Annotated in this window: 18 protein-coding genes, 2 tRNA genes and 4 rRNA genes; 19 read left to right on the top strand and 5 right to left on the bottom strand. The window is 38.1% G+C overall.

Annotated features, from left to right (window positions below; translation table 11 throughout):
• Window positions 1-3: 3 nt before the first annotated feature.
• Complete coding sequence (locus AP75_RS05055) at window positions 4-225, bottom strand: PspC family transcriptional regulator (RefSeq protein ID WP_031501706.1); 222 nt, start codon at window positions 223-225, stop codon at window positions 4-6.
• Between the two features lie 416 nt (window positions 226-641).
• On the opposite strand from AP75_RS05055, the gene AP75_RS05060 reads away from it, so the two are divergent.
• Window positions 642-1,013, top strand: a complete 372-nt coding sequence (locus AP75_RS05060) for a hypothetical protein (protein ID WP_031501562.1) — start codon at window positions 642-644, stop codon at window positions 1,011-1,013.
• Window positions 1,014-1,082: 69 nt separating this feature from the next.
• Here the strand turns inward: AP75_RS05060 and AP75_RS05065 are convergent, their stop codons facing one another.
• Together AP75_RS05065 and tilS are read right to left on the bottom strand one after the other, a co-directional pair.
• The gene (locus AP75_RS05065; protein WP_031501563.1) at window positions 1,083-3,164 is read right to left on the bottom strand and encodes a protein-disulfide reductase DsbD family protein; all 2,082 of its coding nucleotides are present in this window, start codon (window positions 3,162-3,164) and stop codon (window positions 1,083-1,085) included.
• A 33-nt stretch (window positions 3,165-3,197) separates the two neighbouring features.
• Window positions 3,198-4,502, bottom strand: coding sequence for a tRNA lysidine(34) synthetase TilS (gene tilS, locus AP75_RS05070; protein ID WP_088263751.1), 1,305 nt, complete (start codon window positions 4,500-4,502; stop codon window positions 3,198-3,200).
• A 78-nt stretch (window positions 4,503-4,580) separates the two neighbouring features.
• On the opposite strand from tilS, the gene AP75_RS05075 reads away from it, so the two are divergent.
• The 5 genes from AP75_RS05075 to AP75_RS05095 all read left to right on the top strand — a co-directional run bounded on the left by AP75_RS05075 (window position 4,581) and on the right by AP75_RS05095 (window position 8,818).
• Window positions 4,581-5,417 carry an OmpA family protein gene (locus AP75_RS05075; RefSeq protein ID WP_031501566.1) on the top strand — a complete coding sequence of 279 codons (837 nt, stop codon included), beginning with the start codon at window positions 4,581-4,583 and terminating at the stop codon, window positions 5,415-5,417.
• A 75-nt stretch (window positions 5,418-5,492) separates the two neighbouring features.
• Window positions 5,493-6,140 carry an O-methyltransferase gene (locus tag AP75_RS05080; RefSeq protein ID WP_031501567.1) on the top strand — a complete coding sequence of 216 codons (648 nt, stop codon included), beginning with the start codon at window positions 5,493-5,495 and terminating at the stop codon, window positions 6,138-6,140.
• 55 nt (window positions 6,141-6,195) lie between these two features.
• Window positions 6,196-6,579, top strand: a complete 384-nt coding sequence (locus AP75_RS05085; protein ID WP_088263752.1) for a GxxExxY protein — start codon at window positions 6,196-6,198, stop codon at window positions 6,577-6,579.
• A gap of 93 nt (window positions 6,580-6,672) precedes the next feature.
• Window positions 6,673-7,386: a C40 family peptidase gene (locus AP75_RS05090; protein WP_088263753.1), complete on the top strand. Its 714-nt coding sequence runs from the start codon at window positions 6,673-6,675 to the stop codon at window positions 7,384-7,386.
• A gap of 196 nt (window positions 7,387-7,582) precedes the next feature.
• A complete protein-coding gene (locus AP75_RS05095) occupies window positions 7,583-8,818 on the top strand; it encodes a 3-deoxy-D-manno-octulosonic acid transferase (RefSeq protein WP_031501568.1) in 1,236 nt (411 codons plus the stop codon).
• Here the strand turns inward: AP75_RS05095 and AP75_RS05100 are convergent.
• Window positions 8,810-9,436 carry a hypothetical protein gene (locus tag AP75_RS05100; protein WP_031501569.1) on the bottom strand — a complete coding sequence of 209 codons (627 nt, stop codon included), beginning with the start codon at window positions 9,434-9,436 and terminating at the stop codon, window positions 8,810-8,812. The genes AP75_RS05095 and AP75_RS05100 overlap by 9 nt on opposite strands.
• A complete protein-coding gene (locus AP75_RS05105) occupies window positions 9,436-10,188 on the bottom strand; it encodes a glycosyltransferase family 2 protein (protein WP_031501570.1) in 753 nt (250 codons plus the stop codon). Before AP75_RS05105 ends, AP75_RS05100 begins: the two co-directional genes overlap by 1 nt.
• Before the next feature lie 97 nt (window positions 10,189-10,285).
• Here AP75_RS05105 and leuS point away from each other — a divergent pair, with 97 nt between their 5' ends.
• The 13 genes from leuS to AP75_RS05175 all read left to right on the top strand — a co-directional run.
• Window positions 10,286-13,099 (top strand): leucine--tRNA ligase, encoded by a 2,814-nt coding sequence (gene leuS / locus AP75_RS05110; RefSeq protein ID WP_031501571.1) that lies wholly within the window; start codon window positions 10,286-10,288, stop codon window positions 13,097-13,099.
• 258 nt (window positions 13,100-13,357) lie between these two features.
• Window positions 13,358-14,224, top strand: a complete 867-nt coding sequence (locus tag AP75_RS05115; RefSeq protein WP_031501572.1) for a MotA/TolQ/ExbB proton channel family protein — start codon at window positions 13,358-13,360, stop codon at window positions 14,222-14,224.
• A gap of 81 nt (window positions 14,225-14,305) precedes the next feature.
• Entirely contained in the window at window positions 14,306-14,908 is a 603-nt protein-coding gene (locus AP75_RS05120) for an ExbD/TolR family protein (RefSeq protein WP_031501573.1), read from the top strand.
• Between the two features lie 7 nt (window positions 14,909-14,915).
• Window positions 14,916-15,494: an ExbD/TolR family protein gene (locus AP75_RS05125; RefSeq protein WP_088263754.1), complete on the top strand. Its 579-nt coding sequence runs from the start codon at window positions 14,916-14,918 to the stop codon at window positions 15,492-15,494.
• A 33-nt stretch (window positions 15,495-15,527) separates the two neighbouring features.
• Window positions 15,528-16,367 (top strand): energy transducer TonB, encoded by an 840-nt coding sequence (locus tag AP75_RS05130; protein ID WP_031501574.1) that lies wholly within the window; start codon window positions 15,528-15,530, stop codon window positions 16,365-16,367.
• A gap of 261 nt (window positions 16,368-16,628) precedes the next feature.
• A complete protein-coding gene (locus AP75_RS05140; protein WP_088263755.1) occupies window positions 16,629-17,501 on the top strand; it encodes a PstS family phosphate ABC transporter substrate-binding protein in 873 nt (290 codons plus the stop codon).
• 93 nt (window positions 17,502-17,594) lie between these two features.
• Window positions 17,595-19,259 carry a tetratricopeptide repeat protein gene (locus AP75_RS05145; protein ID WP_088263756.1) on the top strand — a complete coding sequence of 555 codons (1,665 nt, stop codon included), beginning with the start codon at window positions 17,595-17,597 and terminating at the stop codon, window positions 19,257-19,259.
• A gap of 466 nt (window positions 19,260-19,725) precedes the next feature.
• Window positions 19,726-21,242 (top strand): 16S ribosomal RNA (locus tag AP75_RS05150).
• 211 nt (window positions 21,243-21,453) lie between these two features.
• Window positions 21,454-21,527: transfer RNA gene (locus AP75_RS05155), tRNA-Ile, on the top strand.
• Between the two features lie 86 nt (window positions 21,528-21,613).
• Window positions 21,614-21,687, top strand: a tRNA-Ala gene (locus AP75_RS05160).
• 207 nt (window positions 21,688-21,894) lie between these two features.
• Window positions 21,895-24,654 (top strand): 23S ribosomal RNA (locus AP75_RS05165).
• Window positions 24,655-24,797: 143 nt separating this feature from the next.
• Window positions 24,798-24,905, top strand: a 5S ribosomal RNA gene (gene rrf / locus AP75_RS05170).
• Between the two features lie 1,060 nt (window positions 24,906-25,965).
• Window positions 25,966-26,257: ribosomal RNA gene (locus AP75_RS05175) — 16S ribosomal RNA — on the top strand; the annotation flags it as partial.

Below are 26,257 nucleotides of genomic sequence, written 5' to 3' on the forward strand. Positions count from 1 at the left end.
AAGTTATAAATCGAAAACGCTTGGTCGGCGGGTGATAAACATATCTTTGATCCACAAAGTGAAAGCCAAACCCAGATAAATCAGAAAAAAAACTCCGGCAGTAGCAAAAGTCGAATAGATAAAAAATACCCGAAGTTTAGAAACCGGAATTCCCAGTTTTGCGCCCATTCTGGTGAGAACACCGAACCACTGACGCTCCATTTTGTGTCGTAGATTGCTGAACATTTATTTTTTTTTCTCTTCCAAAGATAAGGATTTTACTTAGGAAAGAGCGTCGAAAACTTTAGCGTCGAAATCTTAATTCTGACATCTTGTTTAAATCTCGTGAAAATGGGGAAATCTGGCTCATTATCGGCAAAAGCAATATGGCTTCAGGAGAATCTAAGGGCAAATTTTCGGTAAGCATCAGGTAAATATTTTAATAACCGGCATAGTTAATCTTCTGTTAATTAACATAGTTGGTATAATTTCTGAATGAAACGCTTCATATTAAATTTACTATTATGAAAAATTTATTTTTATCAGCCGTGGTTGCCACTGCAACATTAGCAAGTTGCTCCACCGTTTCTTCAATCTTAAAAATACATTTACGTACAACGCAACAGTGATCGTTACTTCAGGATCTCCTGCCAATACCTACTTTGTCGAGTGTTTCCGCTGCGCAAAGTATCAACCAATTGACTGGAGCCGGAGCAAATGTGAAAGACATCCGGGTATCGAACGTGACGATGTCGGTAGGTAATGATACGAGTATGGGCGTTTTCAAATCGGTGCAGGTTTATCTTTCAAATAATGGCGCGAATGAAGTTTTGGTTGCCTCCAGAGATGCAATTGCCGACAATGTAGGAACTACACTTTCTTTAGATGCAAATACGACCAAAACTTTGGATAATTTAATGAAATCCGGTGCCGTTCAGGCAAGAATCGTTTATGTTTTGAAACAATCTCCAACTTCCGATATTTCGCTGAAAACTTCAATTGGATTCAGCAGTGTTCCGGTAACAAATCCTTAATTAAGCATTTCAGATATAAAAAAATGTCCGCACTTTCTGGAGCGGACATTTTCTATTTTAAGTGGAATTCTATTTGTTTTTCTTGAAAAATTCAATTCCACAATTCAGAAAGTTTTTAAAATCTTCTTTCGGCATGTAACCGGAAACCGGGGTGTTGATTACTTTTCCATCCGGCGAAACCAACACATAATGCGGTTGGGAATTATTGTTGAAATTCACCTGTTGAAACATCGACCATTTGTCGCCGATAGTTTTGATTTTTTTCATTTGTCCATTTCCCATATCGATTTTGGTTTGCTCGTTTTCCGGCAGTTCTTCTTTATCATCCACATATAATGAAGCTAAAACCACATCGTTCTGAAGAATCGGTAAAATATCGGGTTCGCTCCACACAAATTCCTCCATTTTTCGGCAATTTTCGCAACCATAACCTGTGAAATCGATGAGTACAGGTTTGTTTTCTTTTTTTGCTAATTCAATGGCTTTGAAATAATCATGTTCCGGATGCATTCCCAAAATTCCGTCTTCTTCTTTGTGAAGATAACTTACATTTATCGGAGGCAAAATCCCGGAAAGCATTTGCAGCTTTGGTCTTTCGGCAGGAATTAAACCTTGAATTAAATACACTATAAAACCAATCCCTAGTAACCCGAATATTTTTCTGGTTAATGAGATTTTTTGTTTTTTGTCATCATGTGGGAATTTAATTTTACCAAATAAGTACAATACCAATCCGATAGTAATAAGGATCCAAAGTACGATGAACAACTCTCTTTTCAGGAAGAAGGTCTTTGAAACCAAATCTGCTTTCGACAAAAATTTCAATGCCAATCCAAGTTCGATGAATCCTAAAACTACTTTCACGGTGTTCATCCAACCGCCGGATTTCGGTAAACTCTGCAAAGCCTGCGGGAACAATGCCAAAAGTCCGAAAACGATCGCCCAGCTCAGTCCGAAACCTGCCAAAGCAAAAGTGAGCAACATCGGAACATTCGCTGAACCGGTCACCGCGCTTCCGAGCAAACTTCCCAAAATAGGTCCGGTACAAGAGAAAGAAACAATCACCAAAGTGAGCGCCATAAAGAAAATTCCGATGATTCCGCCTGCATCTTCCGCTTTCGAAGATTTATTGGCAATGGAACTCGGTAAAGTGATGTCGTAATATCCGAAGAAGCTTCCAGCAAAGAAAATGAAAATGATGAAAAAAGCGATATTCAGCCAAACACTGGTTGAAATTTGGTTGAAAATATTCCCCGCGATTCCATCAATAATATGGAAAGGCACACTCAACAAAACAAAAATCAGCAGGATGAAAAATCCGTAAATAAAAGCATCGCGCTTGCCTTTCGCTTGATCTTTTGAACCTTTCGTGAAGAAGGAAACGGTCAGCGGAATCATCGGAAATACGCATGGAGTAAGCAATGCGATGAGCCCACCGAAAAATCCAAGAAGCAAATAAGTCCAGAAATTTTCGTTGTTTTCTTGTTTTTCCATTCCGCAATCGGTCAAAGGATTTTGGAAATCTATGGAAGAAACTTTCAACCCTTTTTGTTCCGGAGCAACCGTTGATGTAGGAGTTGCTACAGCAGTTTGCGTTGCGGTAATTTCTGTTACGGAATCTTTTGCGACAGCGTTTTCAATAGGTGTTTCGGTTTCAACTTTGGTTTCTGTTACCGTATTTTCCGTTGCTGTTGCCGCGATTTTTTGTTCAAATTCTAAAGTATTTGGAGCCAGGCAAACGCGGTCGTTGCAGGTTTGGTAGGTAATTTCTGCAGCAACTGTTGCTGGTTTTGCAGGATTTTTAAGTTTAATTTTTTGCTTAAAAAGCACCAAATCCGAGAAATAAACGATTTGCGCGCCGAACGCTTCCGAAAATTCGTCGTGTTTTTTTCCCACTTCTACCACTCCTCCAATCAATTGAATTCCTTCTTTTGAAGAAAGTTTCATTTCGGTAGGAATCCCGGAATCCGGCGGTAAATCTTTGGAATATATATGCCAGTTTTTTTCGATGGTTGCGGTAAGAACCGCTTCGTAAACTCCGTTGGGAAGCGGATTGATGTTGTATTTGAATTTTACAGGATCTTTAATCTGAGCAGAAATTCCCTGAAAAAAGAAAAGAATGATGAGGACGATCCAATTTTTGAATTTCATTTTTACATTTGTTTTAAACCTCGATAAATAAGGTTAAAATTTGATTTTTATTGTACTTTTAGTATCTTGATTAGCGGAAAATCTACGGTCTTGACGATGCGGGAGAATTCCCATTACTTCATCATTTCCATTGCACAAAAGCCAGATTTTCTGCCGGGCTAAAATAGGGATTTTTTCATCCTTAAAAAACTTCGAAACGGTCTTTTTGCCTATCATCCCGATTGGGAGAATCAAATCGCCACGTTTTTTCTTTCTTAATTTTAAAGGAAAAATCAGCTTTTCTTCATCATAAACCCAATGCGTTTCGTTTTCATTAATGATCCATTTTGAAAGAGAAATGTCACGATTATTAATGCTTGAAAGACTTTCTGCGATAATGATTTCTTCTGAATTTTCAGTTGAATTTTGGTTAGAAGTATTTTCAATAAAAACGAAATTCTCGCGATCGACCAGCAATTGAAATTCTGCGGAATTGAAGGTTTTTCCTTTGTCTGCATTGAAGATTTTTGCAATTTCTTTTTCATCTTGAAAACCAAATTTCCTCAGGATTTCAAATTTCGTCAGATCGTCTTGTTCCGCAAATTTCGCTTTGTTAAGGTATAAAACATGATCTTTCTCCGAGACCAGTTCGCGTTCGATTTGCTGAATTTTTTCTTCTACAAATCGTTTGGTTTGGTTGAGAAAATTTAAACTTTTAGCAAAATTCTGTAGAAAATTTTCGTTGGTTTCGAAGAGTTTCGGTGCAATTTCATTTCGGATAAAATTCCTTAAATATTCATTCTTTTGATTGGAAACATCTTCCCGAAATTCCAAATTATTGGCTTCGGCAAACGCATAAATTTCATCTTTTGTAAAATTCAAAAGTGGTCGTAAAATTTGGTTTTCATTAGCAGGAATTCCACTTAAACCATGAATTCCAGATGCTTTTGATAGATTAATGAGAAAAGTTTCCAACTGATCGTTGAGGTGATGCGCAGTGACCAAATAATCGAGATTTTCTGTTTTTTGAATTTTTCTAAAAAAATCATATCGAAGATTTCTTGCCCAATTCTGGATGGAATTTTCGGGCTTTTGATCTTTGTCGCTTACTTCATAAAGATGAAACGGAATGTTGTTTTCCGAGCAAAAATCCTGCACCAATTGCTGGTCAGCATCGGAGTCTGCTCCTCTTAAATGATAATTTACATGCGCTACTTGCAATTTCAATTCTAAAGAATAGAACAGTTGCAAAAGCGCCATCGAATCTGCGCCACCGCTTACCGCAAGCAAAAAATTGCTGCTTTCTGGGTTTTGAAGCAAATTTCGGAGCGCGTGATTAAATGTTTCTTTGGTCAGCAATTTTAAGAATTATTTGGCAAAGATAATTCTTCTGTTTCAATCGATTTCTCTATTTTTGGCTTAAATAAATCTATTTTTATGAGAACAGGAACCCTTTTAGCCATTGCAATAATGGCACTTACGCTCACCTCGTGTGTAAGCAAAAAGCAATTTGATGCTTTAAATTTAAATTATAATCAATGCATCACCAATATCGGCGAACGACAAAGAGAAATTCAGGATTTGAAAGCGACCAATTCCGGTTTGTCGAGTGAAAATAATTTGTTGAGAGACCAAAATAATGCGTTGAAAACATCATTGGATGCATGTTTGGCGAATTCAGGAAAAGGATCTGCGAATATCGACAAACTTATCAGTGAGATCAATTCTTCGAATAAATATATCAAGCAATTGATTTCTACCAATTCGAAAAACGACAGTTTGAATCTCGCACTTTCCAACAAATTGAAAAGATCGCTGGATGATGTTGCGGACAAAGACGTTCAGGTGAAAGTTTTAAAAGGCGTGGTAATGATTTCACTTTCCGATCAAATGTTGTACAAAACCGGCGATTACAATGTTTTGCCGGCTGCGCAAGATGTTCTGGGTAAAGTAGCTCAGGTGATTAATGATTACGATACTTATTCCGTTTTAATTGAAGGAAATACCGATAATGTTCCGTTAAATTCAGCCAATCTACCGAAAGATAACTGGGATTTATCCGCTTTACGGGCAACTTCAATGGCGAAAATCCTTCAGACGAAATTCGGTGTAAATCCTGCCAGAATTACAGCGGGCGGACGTAGCGAATACAACCCGAAAACTACGAATGCATCAGTTTCCGGAAGAGCAGAAAACCGCAGAACTGAAATTATCATCATGCCGAAACTCGACGAGTTTATGAAATTGATGGATATCGCGCCTGTGAAAAATTAAAATCAACCCAAAAGATGAGAAATCCCGAGTATTTTCGGGATTTTTTTATTTCCTTAAATTTGAAAAAAAATTACCATGAGTTTTTTTGAAGAAAACTGTCCGGAAATGGACCGATATTTAGAAAATCATGCTTCTGCGGAACCTGCGATTTTGAAAAAGTTGAGAAAAGAAACTTACCAAAAAACCACGCAACCGCACATGATTTCCGGTTATCAACAAGGAAGATTGCTTTCTATTCTTTCTAAAATGATGCAGCCGAAAAGCGTGCTCGAGATCGGGACTTTCACGGGTTATGCGACTTTATGTTTGGCGGAAGGTTTAGCAAAAGAAGGAAAGATCACCACTTTGGATGTGAACGAAGATCTGGCGTATTTACCTCAAAAGTACTTTAATGAAAGTGAATATTCAGCGCAAATAGACTTTAAAATTCAAGATGCGAAAGTATTTTTGAAAGAAACCAACGAAATTTTTGATCTCGTTTTCATCGATGCAGATAAAGAAAATTATGTGGAATATTTCAAGCTCATCAAACCGCAGTTGAAATCGGGTTCGGTGGTGATGTTTGATAATGTACTTTGGTACGGAAAAGTTTTGGAGGAAAATCCGAAGACGAAAGCTACGCAAAATATCAAAGAGCTGAATGATTTGGTTGCTCAGGACGAAGATTTTGAAAATCTTATTTTACCTTTGCGCGACGGGGTGAATTTAATGAGAAAAATTTAGAGTACTCTCGCAGATCGAGGGGATTTTACAGATTTTTAATTGAAATTGTATCATTATGACTGAAAATGAAATCTCATATCAAATAAGAAAAGCGATTTTTAATGTCTATAATGGTTTAGGCCCAGGTTTATTGGAATCAATATACCAAAAAGTTTTGATTTATGAACTAGAAGATTTGGGATTACAAGTGAAATACGAGGTTCCTTTTCCTATTGTTTATAATGATATTGTTTTTGATTGTATTTTTAGAATTGATATTTTAGTCGAAGATTCAGTAATAATTGAATTGAAGTCGGTAAAGAATTTAGAAGACATTCATTATAAACAATTATCTACCTACTTGAAATTGGCAGATAAAAGGTTAGGAATTTTAGTAAATTTTAATACAGTTAATATATTGGATTCGATCAAAAGAGTAGTATATAAATTTGAAGACTAATCATCTGCTGAATCAGTTTAATCAGCGAGAGTATAATACTTTTTAGCATAATTAAATAATTAGCAAAATCGGTTCACCAGCGAGAAATAATTTATGGAAAAAGGAATTTGCAATGTTTCGGTAGCGCCACTTCGGGCAGAAAACTCGCATCAGTCGGAGATGGTTTCCCAACTTCTCTATGGCGAAAAGGTGGAAATTATCGAAGAAAACGGGAGCTTTTCAAAAATAAAAATGGATTTTGATGACTACGAGGGTTGGGTTGATGCAAAGCAAATTTCCAAAATTCCCGAGGAAGATTTTGCCCAAAAAACCGCGCAAATTCTTACCGAAGATTTTAAAGTTTTTAATTTTAAGGAAGGTAAAATCTTGCTTTCTATAGGAAGTGAAATAGTTTCTGATGAAGAACAAACTTTGCGGGAAGCAACCGGGAAATCACTTTCTGAAACCGCGCAACGCTTTTTAAATGTCCCATATTTGTGGAGCGGACGAAGTTTTTTCGGGATTGATTGCAGCGGATTTACACAATTGGTTTTCAAAGTTCACGGAATTCAGCTGCCTAGAGATGCTTACCAGCAGGCGGAAGTGGGAAATTTTTTAGATTTTGTGGAAGAAAGTGAACCCGGAGATTTGGCATTTTTTGAAAATCTGGAAGGCAAAATTTCCCATGTGGGAATCCTGTTGGAAGATCAAAAAATTATTCACGCTTACGGAAAAGTAAGAATCGATTTGCTGGATTCTACAGGAATTTTCAATAAAGATTTAGCAAAGCACACCCACAAATTGCGGTTTGTGAAACGAATTTTATAAAAATAGATTAGAAATAACAAAACTTCTGAACATGGTTTTTTGTAGAGAATTGTTAAAGTCGCATTTTGTAAAACGCTGATAATTTGATCATTCTGAAATGAAAAATAAGTTTTTCCATTTTATTTTTTTATCTTTTGAATAACTTCAGAGAAACAAAAAAACTTTTGCAACTTTTGCGGTTTAAATTGCATTATTAATGAAATTCATCTACAACATATTCGTCTCCTTGCTGATTTTCTCGATGAAAATCGGGGCGATTTTTAATTATAAATTAAAAAAAGGTTTGGCTGGAAGAAGGCAATCTTGCGATACCGTGAAATCGAAATTTTCAGCCGAAGATCAAGTGATTTGGATGCACGCAGCGAGTTTGGGCGAATATGAACAAGGGCTTCCTGTTTTGGAAAAATTGAAAGAAAAACTTCCTCATCACAAAATTCTCATTACTTTTTTTTCACCTTCCGGATACGAAAATGTGATTCATAAAAATACCATTGCAGATGCGATTTGCTATTTGCCTTTCGATAAAAAAATCTGGATAGACGAATTTACATCTCATTTTAAAACCGATATATTTTTCACTGTAAAATATGATTATTGGTATAATCTGTTGGATGAATTAAAAAAGCAAGGCGCGAAAGTTTTTGTGGTTTCTGCACTTTTTTATGAAACTCAGGTTTTTTTCAAAGCTTACGGGAACTGGTTTGTGGAACAACTTTCGAAGAATGTAGATTGGTTTTTTCATCAAACCACACATTCAACTGCTTTGGCGAAAAGCATTGGCCTTTCGAACTCTTCTACCGCAGGAGATACGAGATTTGACCGCGTAAAAAAGTTGAGAGAAAGAGATAATTTTGTGGAATATATCGACGAATTTAAACAAAATAAAAAGACCATCGTTTTCGGAAGTTCGTGGGAATCCGAGGAACGATTAGCAGAAATTGTCGCCTCGAAAAATCGCGATTTGAAAATCATTATTGCGCCACATGATTTGAAAAGAGTTGCCAATTTGAAGGAGATTTTCCCCAATGCGATGCTCTATTCGCAATTGACGAATTCGCAGGTTTTTAATTCGTCCAATTCCCAAGTTCTTATTATCGATTGCATTGGCATACTTTCCAAACTATATTCTTATGGTGATCTGGCGGTTGTTGGCGGTGGTTTTCATTCCAAAGGACTTCATAATATTTTAGAGGCAGCAACATTTGGCATTCCAGTTCTTTTTGGTGATCATTACCAGAAAAATCCGGAAGCAGATGAGCTGATTCCGCAACACGGAGGCAAATCCTTTGAGGATGAATTTTTCGCAGCGCCTTATATTCTAAACCTTTTAAATGATGAGGAATCCATGAAAAAAATGAGCGAAAATGCTAGAAATTTCATCGATTCGCAACCGAATGCTTCGGATATTATTTTGAAGAAAATTTTATCGTAAAAATCCTTGGTTTTTAATGTTTTTTATGATTAAATCTAAGTTTTCCGGAAGGTTTTCAGATTGCAACCAATTGAAATCGATCCCGTTATCGATGAATAATTTTTCCAAATAGCTGTTTTGATGAACTTTGTGGTCTATTTTTCCTAAAATCTCATCAAATTCCATCCAATAATCTTCATCAATTTTCTTTATGAACAACAAAGCGCGAACGACTTTATTGATTAAATAAATGTAGAGTTTATAGACGTTGTCGAATCTTTGCTTCGCAAAAGAATCATTGTTTTCCAAGATTTCATGAACCAAAAAAAGATTCAGATAAACCTCGCCGAATTTGTCGGTCGTTACTTTCACATGTTCGGTAATTTCAGCGCTGATTCTTCGGATGATCACCAGGTAATATTTCGGATTTGCAATGTATTTTGCGGCCAACATGGTTTTTTCACGAATATTTTCTTCCATTTGATTTCTTTTTTGATCGGTCGTTTCGGGATCAATCAGTTCAAAATAGAGTTTCTTCGAGAGTAATTTGTCCTTTTTCAACAAACGGAAAATCAATCGATCTTTTTCTATCGACGAAAATTCGCTTAAAGCCTGTTTGAATTCTTTTGAATATTCCATTAATTAAAAAGTTTTGAGTATTTCATAAATCCGTTCAAAGCCCAATTGGCAGTGTAATACAATGATTTTGCGGTTGAAAATTTCATGAAGTCTTTGTATACTAAATATTGGTCTTTCATGATGTTTGTTTTTTTTCGGGAAATGCTGGTTGCGTGCATTCGGTATTTCGCCATCGTTTTGGGAAGCGGTTTCCCAACGGAGATTTTCTTGAGCAAATTCAACCACATTACATGATCTTCACGCTTGCTTGCTTCCGGGAAAAATTCAATTCCAACTCTTTGAGAATCATACATGGAACTTAATAAAGAAAGTCTGCAGGTTTTCAATAAATTACCGAAAGTTACTTCTTTATCAGCTTTGAAATCTTCGATTTTTGGGCTCAGATTTTCGTCGCATCTCGCGTAATTGGAGTAGGCGAGTTCGGCATTTTCTTTTTTCATAAAAGCGACCATTTCTTCAAGGAAATTCGGTTCCCAGTAATCATCGGCATCTAAAAAAGTGATGAATCTTCCGGTGGCTTTTTCTAAAGATAAATTCCGGGCATGTCCAGCGCCACCATTTTTCTCGGAAATTGTGAGTTTTATCCGATGGTCATTGAGTTCCTGAATCATCTTCACAGAATCGTCTGTAGATTGATCATCCGTAATCAGCCACTCCCAATCGGTGAAAGTTTGTGCAAATACCGATTCGATCGTTTGGGCTAAAAATTTTGAAGAATTATAGACGGGAGTGATGATGGAAACTTCGGGCATCGAATTTTTATCTAAAGTTTTCACAAATTTACAATTATTAGTTTGATTTAAAATCCATTGTAAAATCTTAAATTTGTGACTTATTTAAAATTAGAACATGTTTTACGACCATCAATCCATAGAAAAAAAGTGGCAGAAATTCTGGGAAGAAAATCAAACCTACAAAACCGATAATAAAACGGATAAACCTAAATTTTATGTTTTGGATATGTTTCCCTATCCTTCAGGAGCGGGTTTACACGTTGGTCATCCGCTTGGTTACATTGCTTCAGATATTTATGCAAGATTCAAAAGGCATCAAGGTTTTAATGTTTTGCATCCAATCGGTTATGATTCTTTTGGTTTGCCAGCGGAACAATATGCTATTCAAACAGGGCAACATCCGGCGATTACTACCGAGCAAAACATTAACCGCTACGAAGAACAATTAAGAAAAATAGGGTTCTCTTTCGATTGGAGCCGCGAGGTGAGAACTTCAGATGCATCTTATTATAAATGGACACAATGGATTTTTATAGAATTATTTCATTCTTGGTACAATAAATCTGCGGATAGAGCGGAATCTATCAAAACTTTGGTTGAACATTTTTCAAAATTCGGAACTGAAAATTTAAATGCAGTTCAAAATGATGAATTAAATTTCACCGCAGAAGAATGGAACTCAGCCGATGATAACGAAAAACAAGATATTTTACTCAACTACAGATTGGCTTACAGAGCCGAAACTACAGTAAACTGGTGTCCAGCTTTGGGAACTGTTCTTGCGAATGATGAGGTAAAAGATGGGAAATCTGAACGTGGCGGTTATCCTGTTTTTCAGAAAAAAATGATGCAGTGGAGCATGAGAATCACGGCGTATTCCGAAAGATTGTTGCAAGGTCTGAAAACTTTAGATTGGCCACAACCATTGAAAGATTCTCAAGAATATTGGATTGGAAAATCGCAAGGAGCAGCTGTAAAATTCAATGTTTCTGGAATGGAAGAACAGATTGAAGTTTTCACCACTCGTCCTGATACTATTTTTGGAGCAACATTTATGGTTTTGGCGCCAGAAAATCCTTTGGTAGAGAAATTAACGACTCCAGAGCAAAAATCTGAAGTCGAAAATTATATTGAAGAAACTTCTAAAAAAACCGAACGTGATAGAATGGCAGACGTGAAAAACGTTTCCGGAGCGTTCACAGGAAGTTTTGCAATCAATCCTTTCACAGGGAAAAATATTCCGATTTATATTTCAGATTACGTGTTGATGGGTTATGGAACGGGTGCTGTAATGGCGGTTCCTGCGCATGATGAGCGCGATCACCGTTTTGCGAAAAAATTTGGTTTGGAAATCATTAATGTCATCGAAAATGATAAAGATGTTCAAGAAGAATCCTATGATTCTAAAGATTCGGTTTGTGTAAATTCTGAATTTCTAAACGGACTGAATTATAACGATGCGAAAGCAAAAATAATTTCAGAAATCGAAAAATTAGGAATCGGTCACGGTACTACTAATTACAGACAACGTGATGCGATTTTCTCTCGTCAAAGATATTGGGGAGAACCAGTTCCTGTGTATTATAAAGAAGGAATGCCTTATACTTTGCCTGTTTCTGCATTGCCATTAGAATTGCCAGAAGTTGAAAAATATTTGCCAACAGAAGATGGTGATCCACCATTAGGAAATGCGAAAAATTTCGCTTGGGATGAAGAGAATCAAAAAGTAGTTTCTGTTGATTTAATTGATGAAAAAACCGTTTTCCCGATTGAACTTTCTACGATGCCGGGTTGGGCAGGAAGTTCTTGGTATTTCTTAAGATATATGGATCCGAAAAATGACGGAGAATTCTGTGCAAAAGATTTATCGGATTATTGGGGACAAGTAGATTTATACATTGGTGGAAGCGAGCACGCAACTGGTCACTTGCTGTATTCCCGTTTTTGGAATATGTTTTTGAAAGACAGAGGTTACATTAACCAAAATGAACCTTTCCAAAAATTGATTAATCAAGGAATGATTTTGGGAATGAGTGCGTTTGTTTTCAGAATTGACGGTACGAATCAGTTTGTTTCAAAAAATTTAGCAAAAGATTACCAAACTCAGAAAATCCACGTTGATGTTTCTTTATTAAAAGGAGCAACAGACGAATTAGATACTGAAGCTTTTAAAAATTGGAGAGCAGAATATAAAGATGCTGAATTTATTTTAGAAGACGGAAAATACATCACCGAACGTGAAGTTGAAAAAATGTCCAAGTCTAAATACAACGTTGTCAATCCAGATGATATTTGTGAAGAATACGGAGCGGATTGTTTAAGATTGTACGAAATGTTCCTTGGACCTTTAGAACAGTCAAAACCATGGAATACACAAGGTTTGAGCGGAGTTTACGGATTTTTGAAGAAATTCTATAACTTATATTATAATGGAGATGTTTTCGAGGTTTCGGATGAAGAGCCGACGAAAGAAGAATATAAAGTACTTCATACCTTAATAAAGAAAGTAATTTCCGATATTGATCAGTTCTCTTTCAATACTTCGGTTTCGTCATTTATGATTGCGGTAAATGAGTTCCAAAAACTTAAAACCAATAAAAGAAAAATTCTAGAAGCACTCGCGATCGTTGTTTCGCCTTATGCACCGCACATTTCTGAAGAACTTTGGCAAGGATTGGGGCATAAAAATTCAATTGAGTTCGAGAAATTCCCGGAATTTGAAGAAAAATACTTGGTAGAAGATGAGATCGAGTATCCGGTGAGTTTTAATGGGAAGATGAGGTTCAAATTGACTTTGCCTGCAGATTTATCAGCACCACAAATTGAAGAATTGGCTTTGAAAGATGAACGCGTTTTGCAACAATTGGCTGGAAATAATCCAAAAAAGATAATTATCGTACCAAAAAAAATCATTAATATTGTTCTGTAATTGAAAACCTGTAAAAAAAAGTTCATGGAACAATCGTAAAAAAAAAGGTTGAAATCTTGTTAATTTTTAATAGTATTTTTAAAATTGAAAATTATCAACAATAATTAAAATAAAAATTGCAAATAATGCAATGTTAATGATTGTTAACCTACAAAAAAAATAATTTTAATGAGGGTAAATCCTTGCATTATTAAATATTTTGACTTTATTTTACACTCGAAAAATTTAAAAAAAATAACAATTATAATTTAGTTTAGTATGGAAATGAATGTTTCAAACAACGAGGAGCAAGTAGTTGCTAAAAAGTTAGGGGGATTAAATCCTGCGTTAATTATTCCTATTCTTATCGCTATAGGAATTTGTATTTATGTCTTTGTTTTAGGTAATCCAGGGAACTTTAAAGCTGATCCCAGATTGGAAGGGCTTTCTTCAGTTGCTTTCTCTGATTTAGAATCTAAAGAATTACATCCAAGCGGATTTATGGGGATTATATATATGGGTGGAGTTATCGTTCCTATTCTAATCTCTTTCATGATTATCGTAATCGTGTTCTCTATCGAGCGTGCATTAGTTCTTAGAAAAGCTGCTGGTAAAGGAAATGTTGACAACTTTGTTTTAAATGTAAGAAGATTGCTTAACCAAAACAAAATAGATGAAGCTTTAGAAGAGTGCGACAGACAGGAAGGTTCTGTAGGAAACGTAGTAAAAGAAGGTTTAACTACCTACAAAGCTTTGGCTCATGATAATACAATGAACAAAGAACAAAAAATGGTAGCGCTTAACAAATCTATCGAAGAAGCTACAACTCTTGAAATGCCAATGCTAGAGAAAAACATGATGATTCTTTCCACCTTAGGTACAGTAGCAACGTTAGTAGCACTGTTGGGTACAGTAATCGGGATGATCAAGGCGTTTAGTGCATTAGGATCAGGCGGTGGTACTCCGGATTCAGCAGCATTATCAATTGGTATCTCTGAAGCACTTGTAAATACCGCTTTAGGTATTGGTACTTCTGCAGTTGCGATTATTCTTTATAACTATTTTACTTCTAAGATCGACGAACTTACTTTCAAAATTGACGAAATTGCAATGTCAATTCAGCAGTCTTTCGCAGAATTTCACTAAGAAATTCCAAATCGATGTTAATAGATTCGGTTTTTTGAAGCCAATCTAAAACAAGAAGTTTAATAATAAAATATAATAATAATGGCGAGAGTCAAACCAAAAAGACATAACATTAGGGTAGATATGACGGCGATGACCGATGTATCCTTCCTACTCCTTACGTTCTTTATCCTTACGGCTCAGTTTGCAAAACCTGATATTGAGACGGTCACAACGCCATCTTCTATTTCTGAAAAGCTCCTTCCGGATGCGAGTTTAATGACTGTGCTTAGTACAACCGACGGCAAATTCTATTTTACTCCCGTTGAGAACGGTACCGAAAGAATGGCATTGCTAGATAAAATGGGGGCGAAATATGGAATAAAATTTACTGATGCCGAGAAAGTTGCTTTCACTAAAGTGCAATCAGTAGGTGTTCCGATGAATCAATTGAAAGGATATTTGAATCTTTCCGATGATGACCGTAAAGCTTTCAAAAGCCAAACCGGAATTCCATTGGACAGTACTAATAAGCAATTAATCGATTGGGTAGAACAAAGTTTAGCCGTAAACCCTGATTACAAATTGGCAATCAAAGGTGATGTGCAAACAAAATATCCAAAAGTAAAAGCTTTATTTGAAGGATTAAGAGATATCGATTTCTTAAAATTCTGGTTAATAACAAGTCAGGAAGTGGCGCAATAATATAGAAATGGCAGAAGTACAAGTAAAAGACAACAGCGGGAAAGGCGGTAAGGTACGCTCGAAGAAGCAAGCCCCACACGTAGATTTAACCCCAATGGTGGATTTGGCGTTCCTTTTGATTACATTCTTTATGTTGGTAACTACTTTCAACAAACCGAATGTGATGGATCTAGGTCTTCCGGCAAAACCAAAACCGGATGCACCAAAACCCCCTCCAACGGAAATTGATTTATCCAATTCAATTTCTCTAATTATAGGAAAAGACAATAGAATTTTCTATCACCAGTTAGACCAAGCGGGACTCAATGAGCAAACGCTTCAGGAAACATCTTTTGATAGAGAAGGGATTACTAAAGTAATAGAGCAAGCAAAAGCCAGAGCGAAGGATCAAAGTAAATTTACAGTGATCATTAAGCCAACGGACGATGCAGTATATAAGAATTTTGTAGATATTCTAGATGAAATGGCGATTACCAAAAACGAAATATACGGTATTACCGATGTGAAAAGTTGGGAACAAGCTGTTTATGACAAAAAAGTGGGTGCTTCTTCAGCACCGGCAGCTCCAGCAGCTGACGCTAACTAGAATGTTTTACTATAATATTTAAAGAAAGAATAAATGGCAGAAGATAACACATACAACAGCAATCTATCTTTAGATGAAATTGTATTTGAAAACAGAAATAAGGCCTATGGAGCTTATGATCTGAGAACCAACTACAGATCTGTTCTTACCAAGGCGTTTATTTTCGGTACCATTCTTTTTTGCGTTGCTGCATTTACACCATTTGTGATAATGAAAATTAAGCAAATGAATGCTAAAGAAACTCAGGAAGTTAATGCAAATTTGATTGAAATCATACCGGAAGAAACAATTATCGAGGAACCAGTTGAAGAAGAACCTCCTCCACCACCGCCACCAAAAGAAGAACCACCACAACAAGAGGTTATTCAGAACGTGGTACCAGAGCCAGTGAAGGCACCAAAAGTGGAAACTCCACCGCCGCCAATCACTAAACAATTGGAGACAACTACTGGTTTGGCTAACCAAGAAGGGGTGAAAACGCCTTCTTACACACCACCGCCACCACCACCAGGTCCAAGTAAATCTACCACGGTGGAAGTAAAACCGCAAGTTTCAGAAAATCAGGTTTATACAGAGGTTGAGCAACTTGCTGAATTCCCTGGAGGTATCAACTCATTCAGAAGTAAGGTGCAAAACAGCTTCGACACTTCAGTAATGGATGGTGATGAAGGAACAGTAAAAACCGAAATTACTTTTGTAGTTGAGCGTGATGGTAGTATTACCGACGTTAAGGCTACGGGTCCTAACAAGGATTTCAATGCGGAAGCAATGAGAACAGTGAAATCTGTTAAAAACAAATGGGCTCCTGCTAAAATTAATGGTCAAGCCGTACGTTATCGTTACAGATTACCATTAACAATGCAGTTCGAATAATTCTCAGAAAGGATTTTGTATTATAAAAGAGAAGCTTGTGCTTCTCTTTTTTTTATTTTTTGTATTTTTGATTTATGATATTTAATTGGTTGTCACTTATCGCAGGATTCTTATACATCGTTTTAGGGATCGTTGTCATCATTTATAAATTTTTTATTATTTTCCTCGAACCAAACATTGCATATGCTATGGGAGCATTGCTTATCCTTTACGGATTATTCAGAATTGGGCGAGTGGTTTATAGAATTCGACAAGAGAAAGATGAAGAATAGTTTTAAAATTTTCGCTTTAGTTTTTTTTACTCTGTTTATATCTTGTAAGAAAACGGATAGAGTGGTAGATGATCCTCAGCAGGGAACCATCACCATCGCTGCTGATGAATCTTTTCAAAGTGTTGCCCAAGCATTAACCGATAGATATATGGCCTTGAATCCTAATACTAAAATTAATCTAGAGATTAAGAAGGAGGATTTGGCGTTTCTGGATTTGTTGGATAATAAAGTTAGGGCTATTATTTTGTCAAGAGATTTAACAGAAGAAGAGAAAGCTGCTTACAAAAATAAAATCGACATGGATATGCTCCCCGCGAAGTTCGCAGTGGATGCGGTGGTTTTTGTAGCTTCGAAGAATTCTTCGAGATCATCAATTTCAATGGAAGAAATCCAAACGGAATTGCAATCTGAGGATAAAAAATTGATTTTCGATGGAACCAATTCTAGTAACTTGAATTTTGTAGCTCAGAAATTAAATAAAACTCCTTCCGAATTGAAATTTTCTGTCATTAGCGGGAATAAAAATATCATCGAAGAAATTAACAAATTCCCTAATAAAATTGGAGTAATTAGTCTTAATACGATCAGCAGACCATATGATAAAGAGTCTGAAAATCTTAGAAATTCTGTGAAAATACTTCCGGTAGTTTCGAATAATAAGTCTTATACTCCAGACATCCAAAATCTCAGAACATTGAAGTATCCATTTGCCAGAGTTTTGTATTTCATTACCAATGAAGCTTACTATGGTTTAGCAAATGGACTGATTCGGTTTTCTTGTCAACAATTAGGACAAATAGTTGTCTCTAAAGAAGGTCTTCAGCCCTACAATATTTTCCAACGAGAGGTTCAGATGCGTTAATTTTTATTAAAATTGAGTCTCAGAAGAAAATTTTTTACTTTTGGTATAAAAATTGGGATTAACTTGGCCTAATATTAATATTAAACAATTAAAATGAAAGATATAATGAACGTAACAAAAAAAATTGCTTTAGGAGTTGCGGTTGGATTCATCTCCAACTTCGCATTTGCACAGACTTTACAAGATGGAATTGCAAGTGCTGATAGCCATAAGTACGCGAATGCGAAACAGGTATTCAAGCAAATGGTTACCAAATCTCCAACAGCAGAAAATTATTTTTACTTAGGAAACTCTTATCTCACCCAATTTGAACCAAATTTCGAATTGGCACTAGAGAATTTCAATAAAGGTTTAGCAGCAGACAAAAAAAGTAATCTAAATAAATTAGGTTTGGCTTCTGTAAAACTAGCAAAAGGCGATAAATCTGCTGTCGCTGAAATCCAAAGGATTGTAAGTGATGCAAGAGATAAAGATCCTGAAGTTCTTTACAGAGCTGCGGAAGCACTAACGCTGTTCGGTGGAGCAAGCAATGCTGATTTAGCGATTGATTTCCTAAATAGAGCGGTTGAAAAATCGCAAAAAAGTGGTACTCCAGCGTACTATTATTATACATTAGGAGATGCGTACCGTTTGAAATTGACGAATTCTCCGCAAGTTGCAGGTTCTGCGATGACAGCTTATGACAAAGCATTGCCTATTGCAAAGAATAAAGCATCAGTTTATACAAGAATTGGTACCCTTTGGATGCAAGCTCAGCAATGGCAAAAAGCAAAAGAAAGTATCGATAGAGCAATAGCTTCCGATCCAACTTATGCACCGGCTTATAAAGCAAAAGCGGCATACAATATCAAATATCAGAATAATGCTTTGGCAACTCAGGATTTGATGAACTATGCAAAATATGCTGATGAAGATCCGGATACTCAATTAGAAATTTCTAAATTATTCTTTACTAATGAAGATTATGCAAATTCTAAAACTTATTTAGATAAAGTATTTGATAAAGTTAATGATCCTATCAAATATAAATTGAGAGCTTATCTTCAATATGCTGACGGAGATTATGCTGCAGCAAAAACAAGTATGGATGAATTTATCGCTAAAGCTGAAAAATCTAGAATACAACCATCTGATCAAGGTTTATTAGGTTTGATCGCTGCAGGATTAGCCCATAAAGAAACCGATGCTGCTAAAAAGTCTGCCTTAACTACCGAAGCGCAACAGAAAATTGCAATAGCTAAAGCGGCTAAAGATGAAACGATGAATTGGGATGCGGAATTATTGAAGATTAAAGGCGGTGGCGGAATCAGTCAATCTGCAGTAGATTCGGGACCAACAACGCCCCAAATCGAAGAGTTGAAGAAGAAAGTAGTTGAAAATCCGCAAGATACAGATGCTTTATTTAAATTGGCCAATGCATATCAGGAAGCAAAAAACTGGAATGGAGCAATTCTTTCTTGGCAAAAAATGAGTGGTTTACTTCCTGATTGGGCACCAGCTTATTATAGCCAAGGTTATGCATACCAACAAGCAGGTAATAACGAATTGGCGAAAATGGCGTATGAGAAGTTTATCGCTACTGTGAAGCCAGCTGATGTTGAAGCCAATAAAGAGACATTATCTTATGCATATTTTGCAGTGGCTTACTTAGTAAAAGACAGCGATATCGCAAAAGCTAAAGAATATGCAGCGAAATCGGTTCAGTTGAATCCTACTTATCAAGATGCTATCAACCTTAATAAAGCATTAAATAAGTAATTTACTCTTTTAATATTCCCAAATCCCACTCTTTTAAGTGGGATTTTTATGTTCTATAATAGGATATTTCATGAGTGGTTAATTTTTTCTCACAGATATACAGTAAGTTGCGAATTTATTTGTAAAATAGGTTAGAAAAAATTTGGAAAGGGAGAAAAAGTTGGTATCTTTGCAAACCCAAACAGAGAGATTTGTTAAAGGGGAGCGAAGTAGGGATTAGATTGAATTAGATAGTAATGGTGATTGATAAGGCTTACGAAAAAAAGTTTTAAAAATTATTCAAGAAATATTTGGTCAATTAAAAAATAGTTTATACTTTTGCACACGCAAATCGGGGAACTGAACGACAGAACAAGTTCACTGAGATAAAAGCGGAAGAAGAGAGATCATTGAAAATACAATAACAACCAAAAAAGTAAGGAAAAACTAAAGCGTCAATTTTTTTTTGAGTGAGTCAGACAAACATACAATGGAGAGTTTGATCCTGGCTCAGGATGAACGCTAGCGGGAGGCCTAACACATGCAAGCCGAGCGGTAGAGTTCCTTCGGGAACTTGAGAGCGGCGTACGGGTGCGTAACACGTGTGCAACCTACCTTTATCTGGGGGATAGCCTTTCGAAAGGAAGATTAATACCCCATAATATAATGATTGGCATCAATTATTATTGAAAACTCCGGTGGATAGAGATGGGCACGCGCAAGATTAGATAGTTGGTGAGGTAACGGCTCACCAAGTCAATGATCTTTAGGGGTCCTGAGAGGGAGATCCCCCACACTGGTACTGAGACACGGACCAGACTCCTACGGGAGGCAGCAGTGAGGAATATTGGACAATGGGTGAGAGCCTGATCCAGCCATCCCGCGTGAAGGATGACGGTCCTATGGATTGTAAACTTCTTTTGTACAGGGATAAACCTACTCTCGTGAGGGTAGCTGAAGGTACTGTACGAATAAGCACCGGCTAACTCCGTGCCAGCAGCCGCGGTAATACGGAGGGTGCAAGCGTTATCCGGATTTATTGGGTTTAAAGGGTCCGTAGGCGGACTTGTAAGTCAGTGGTGAAATCTCATAGCTTAACTATGAAACTGCCATTGATACTGCAGGTCTTGAGTAAATTTGAAGTGGCTGGAATAAGTAGTGTAGCGGTGAAATGCATAGATATTACTTAGAACACCAATTGCGAAGGCAGGTCACTAAGATTTAACTGACGCTGATGGACGAAAGCGTGGGGAGCGAACAGGATTAGATACCCTGGTAGTCCACGCCGTAAACGATGCTAACTCGTTTTTGGATTTTCGGATTCAGAGACCAAGCGAAAGTGATAAGTTAGCCACCTGGGGAGTACGTCCGCAAGGATGAAACTCAAAGGAATTGACGGGGGCCCGCACAAGCGGTGGATTATGTGGTTTAATTCGATGATACGCGAGGAACCTTACCAAGACTTAAATGGGAATTGACAGGTCTAGAAATAGACCCTCCTTCGGGCAATTTCCAAGGTGCTGCATGGTTGTCGTCAGCTCGTGCCGTGAGGTGTTAGGTTAAGTCCTGCAACGAGCGCAACCCCTGTCACTAGTTGCTAACATTTAGTTGAGGACTCTAGTGAGACTGCCTACGCAAGTAGAGAGGAAGGTGGGGATGACGTCAAATCATCACGGCCCTTACGTCTTGGGCCACACACGTAATACAATGGCCGGTACAGAGGGCAGCTACACAGCGATGTGATGCAAATCTCGAAAGCCGGTCTCAGTTCGGATTGGAGTCTGCAACTCGACTCTATGAAGCTGGAATCGCTAGTAATCGCGCATCAGCCATGGCGCGGTGAATACGTTCCCGGGCCTTGTACACACCGCCCGTCAAGCCATGGAAGTCTGGGGTACCTGAAGTCGGTGACCGTAAAAGGAGCTGCCTAGGGTAAAACAGGTAACTAGGGCTAAGTCGTAACAAGGTAGCCGTACCGGAAGGTGCGGCTGGAACATCTCATTTTAGAGCGTCTTTAGACGATAAACAAACAAGATACTTAAAGTATCACAAGCACTTACTCAAAAGATGCTTTAGTTTTTTTACTTTGGTTGGTATTAAAAAAAATACACCCACTAGAAATTAGTACAGGGAAGAGATACAAGAGCCAGGAGCCAAGAATCAAGACAGAATAAGTCTTGTATCTAGCATCTGGAATCTAATAGTCTAAAAAGACAGTCTCGTAGCTCAGCTGGTTAGAGCGCTACACTGATAATGTAGAGGTCGGCAGTTCGAGCCTGCCCGAGACTACTAATTGAAAAGATGGAAAGACATCAGATATGAGACATCAGACATTAAGTCTAAAGTCTGTAATCTGACATCTGAAGTCTACTAGCGGGGAATTAGCTCAGCTGGCTAGAGCGCCTGCCTTGCACGCAGGAGGTCAAGGGTTCGACTCCCTTATTCTCCACAGTATTAAGATTTTGATTTAAAAGTTACGGATAGAGCCAAAAACAATATCTGTTCATCAGGGACTTAATAAGAAATAAGATCATTGACATTAACGATAAGAACATCACAAAGAGAAAACCGAGCACTTACGGGTGCGGAGTTTACAAATAATAAGGTAACACGGTTGTGTTATCTGAACTAAAACTAAACTAATTTAACAATTAGGAAAGAAATCGTTAAGGGCGTATGGCGGATGCCTAGGCTTTCAGAGGCGACGAAGGACGTGGTAAGCTGCGAAAAGCTCGGGGGATCGGCACACACGAATTGATCCCGAGATGTCCGAATGGGGCAACCCGGCTGGTTGAAGACCAGTCACCTCGCAAGAGGAGCAAACCCGGAGAACTGAAACATCTAAGTACCCGGAGGAAAAGAAATCGAAGAGATTCCGTAAGTAGTGGCGAGCGAAAGCGGATTAGCCCAAAAGCTTTTATATGTTTAATAGAATGTTCTGGAAAGAACAGCCGTAGAGGGTGATAGCCCCGTATATGAAAGGCATATTAAAGTGATAAATGAGTAGGGCGGGACACGTGAAATCCTGTCTGAATATGGGGGGACCATCCTCCAAGGCTAAATACTCCTGAAAGACCGATAGTGAACAAGTACTGTGAAGGAAAGGTGAAAAGCACTTCGAATAGAAGGGTGAAAGAGAACCTGAAACCGTACGCCTACAAGCGGTCGGAGCAGATTTATTCTGTGACGGCGTGCCTTTTGCATAATGAGCCTACGAGTTAATTTTACTAGCGAGCTTAAGCACTTCAGGTGCGGAGGCGGAGCGAAAGCGAGTCTGAATAGGGCGGATAGTTAGTAGGATTAGACGCGAAACCTTGTGATCTACCCATGGGCAGGTTGAAGCTTTGGTAACACAAAGTGGAGGACCGAACCGGTTGACGTTGAAAAGTCTTCGGATGACTTGTGGGTAGGGGTGAAAGGCCAATCAAACTGGGAGATAGCTCGTACTCCCCGAAATGCATTTAGGTGCAGCGTCGATGTAAAGTTTATTAGAGGTAGAGCTACTGATTGGATGCGGGGGAGTCAAATCCTACCAATTCCTGACAAACTCCGAATGCTAATAAATGTTCGTCGGCAGTGAGGGCATGGGTGCTAAGGTCCATGTCCGAGAGGGAAAGAACCCGGACCAACAGCTAAGGTCCCCAAATCTATACTAAGTTGAAATAACGCGGTTGAACTGCATTGACAGCTAGGATGTTGGCTTGGAAGCAGCCATTCATTTAAAGAGTGCGTAACAGCTCACTAGTCGAGCGGTTCGGCATGGATAATAATCGGGCATAAGTATAGTACCGAAGCTATGGATTTATAACTTATGAGTTATATCTGGTAGGGGAGCATTCTGTTTGCGCCGAAGCAGTATCGTGAGGTATTGTGGAGCGGACAGAAAAGAAAATGTAGGCATAAGTAACGATAAAGCGGGCGAGAAACCCGCTCACCGAAAGACTAAGGTTTCCTCAGCCATGCTAATCAGCTGAGGGTTAGTCGGGACCTAACGCGAACCCGAAAGGGGAAGTGGATGGACAATGGGTTAATATTCCCATACTTGCTCACACTAAAAAGGGGACGGATTTACGTACTTGCTGGAGACTGACGGAATAGTCAAGGCCTAGCCTTCGGGCGAAGCTGCTGCAGGGAAATAGATTCCAAGAAAAGCCGAAGTGAAGCAACCCGTACCAAAACCGACACAGGTAGTCGAGGAGAGAATCCTAAGGTGCTAGAGTGAATCATGGTTAAGGAACTAGGCAAAATAGTCTCGTAACTTCGGAAGAAGAGACGCCAGCAGCAATGCTGGCCGCAGTGAAGAGGCCCAGGCGACTGTTTATCAAAAACACAGGACTCTGCTAAATCGAAAGATGCTGTATAGGGTCTGACACCTGCCCGGTGCTGGAAGGTTAAGGAAGGTTGTTAGCGTAAGCGAAGCAATTGACTGAAGCCCCAGTAAACGGCGGCCGTAACTATAACGGTCCTAAGGTAGCGAAATTCCTTGTCGGGTAAGTTCCGACCTGCACGAATGGTGTAACGATCTGGGCACTGTCTCAACCATGAGCTCTGTGAAATTGTAGTATCGGTGAAGATGCCGATTACCCGCAATGGGACGAAAAGACCCTGTGAACCTTTACTATAACTTCGTATTGACTTTGAATAAACAATGTGTAGGATAGGTGGGAGACTATGAAGCAGGCACGCTAGTGTTTGTGGAGTCAACGTTGAAATACCACCCTTTGTTTATTTGGAGCCTAACTTGAGAGATCAAGGACATTGCGTGGTGGGTAGTTTGACTGGGGTGGTCGCCTCCAAAAGAGTAACGGAGGCTTTCAAAGGTACCCTCAGCACGCTTGGTAACCGTGCGTAGAGTGTAATGGCATAAGGGTGCTTGACTGTGAGACCTACAAGTCGATCAGGTGCGAAAGCAGGACATAGTGATCCGGTGGTTCCGTATGGAAGGGCCATCGCTCATAGGATAAAAGGTACTCCGGGGATAACAGGCTAGTCTCCCCCAAGAGCTCACATCGACGGGGAGGTTCGGCACCTCGATGTCGGCTCGTCACATCCTGGGGCTGGAGAAGGTCCCAAGGGTTGGGCTGTTCGCCCATTAAAGTGGCACGCGAGCTGGGTTCAGAACGTCGTGAGACAGTTCGGTCTCTATCTATTGCGGGCGTTAGATGTTTGAGAGGGCTTGAATCTAGTACGAGAGGACCGATTTGAACAAACCTCTGGTGTATCAGTTGTACCGCCAGGTGCACCGCTGAGTAGCTACGTTTGGAAAGGATAAGCACTGAAAGCATATAAGTGCGAAACCTGCCTCAAGATGAGACATCTTTTAAGGGTCGTTGGAGATGACAACGTTGATAGGCTACAGGTGTAAAGTTGGTAACAGCATAGCCGAGTAGTACTAATTACCCGTAGATTTATAGCCTAATAAGGCGCACCGTAAGTGCATCAAAGGTTTACTCTTTGTGAAAGTTTTTATCGATAAATAGACATCAGATGTAAGACATCAGAAATCAGACCATAAAGTCTGAAATCTCTTATCTGAAATCTGCCATCTAAATACATATTTAGGGTGGTTTTAGCAGAGGGGCTCACCTGTTCCCATTCCGAACACAGAAGTTAAGCCCTCTAGCGCCGATGGTACTGCGAAAGCGGGAGAGTAGGTCGCCGCCAGTTTTTTTTAAAGCTCAATCATTTTTTTGATTGAGCTTTTTTTATTTATAAACTAATAGCATTAGAAAATAATCGAATACAATAAATTGGAGGTGCAGTGTATTCTTTTTTTGTAGAAAATACGTCTATATAGTATTTAAAATTTACTCTTGGAAATTAGACACTTGTTGAGAAAAACTAAGTCGTTATATCGCTTTTACCTCTATTGTCATCCGTGAAATTTGCTTTCTAAACATTTTAATGGAAGAGTATAAAAGAATCTTCTAGATCATCTTATTTTTAAACGAAAGCGCAACAAATAATCAAGATTGAACAATCAATCAAATGAATAATATTTGACATCTAATATTTTTTTTATTTTATAAAGATTATTAAAATTCAAGTTGAGTAGTGGTAAAATTTGACTTCGTCATTCATCTGCGTAGTTCCAGCTTATTCCTTCAACCCAATATTTTGTATTGATTCCAATCAATTTGATTTAATCATCAATTAACTTTTTAGTTTAATTATTAATTTAGAAAGTTTCGATATCATATTTCAACCCGTTATCAATGTTTTTTAATAGTGCTTGGACAACCTGCTGTTTTTAAGTAATATTTTCTAGAATTGATGACAGAATTAATATAAATATAATTCAGTTTTTCATTCTTGAACAAATAACATAACCCCGTAAGAATAATTTTTTCCTTCAGATATTCAGCAAGTTGAGTATGATTTAGAAAAATAGGTTAGAAAAAATTTGGAAAGGGAGAAAAAGTTGGTATCTTTGCAAACCCAAACAGAGAGATTTGTTAAAGGGGAGCGAAGTAGGGATTAGATTGAATTAGATAGTAATGGTGATTGATAAGGCTTACGAAAAAAAGTTTTAAAAATTATTCAAGAAATATTTGGTCAATTAAAAAATAGTTTATACTTTTGCACACGCAAATCAGGGAACTGAACGACAGAACAAGTTCACTGAGATAAAAGCGGAAGAAGAGAGATCATTGAAAATACAATAACAACCAAAAAAGTAAGGAAAAACTAAAGCGTCAATTTTTTTTTGAGTGAGTCAGACAAACATACAATGGAGAGTTTGATCCTGGCTCAGGATGAACGCTAGCGGGAGGCCTAACACATGCAAGCCGAGCGGTAGAGTTTCTTCGGAAACTTGAGAGCGGCGCACGGGTGCGTAACACGTGTGCAACCTACCTTTATCTGGGGGATAGCCTTTCGAAAGGAAGATTAATACCCCATAATATAATGATTGGCATCAATTATTATTGAAAACTCCGGTGGATAGAGATGGGCACGCGCAAGATTAGATAGTTGGTGAGGTAACGGCTCACCAAGTCAATGATCTTTAGGGGTCCTGA

The sequence above is a fragment of the Kaistella haifensis DSM 19056 genome (assembly GCF_000735695.2).
Classification (GTDB): Bacteria; Bacteroidota; Bacteroidia; order Flavobacteriales; family Weeksellaceae; genus Kaistella; species Kaistella haifensis.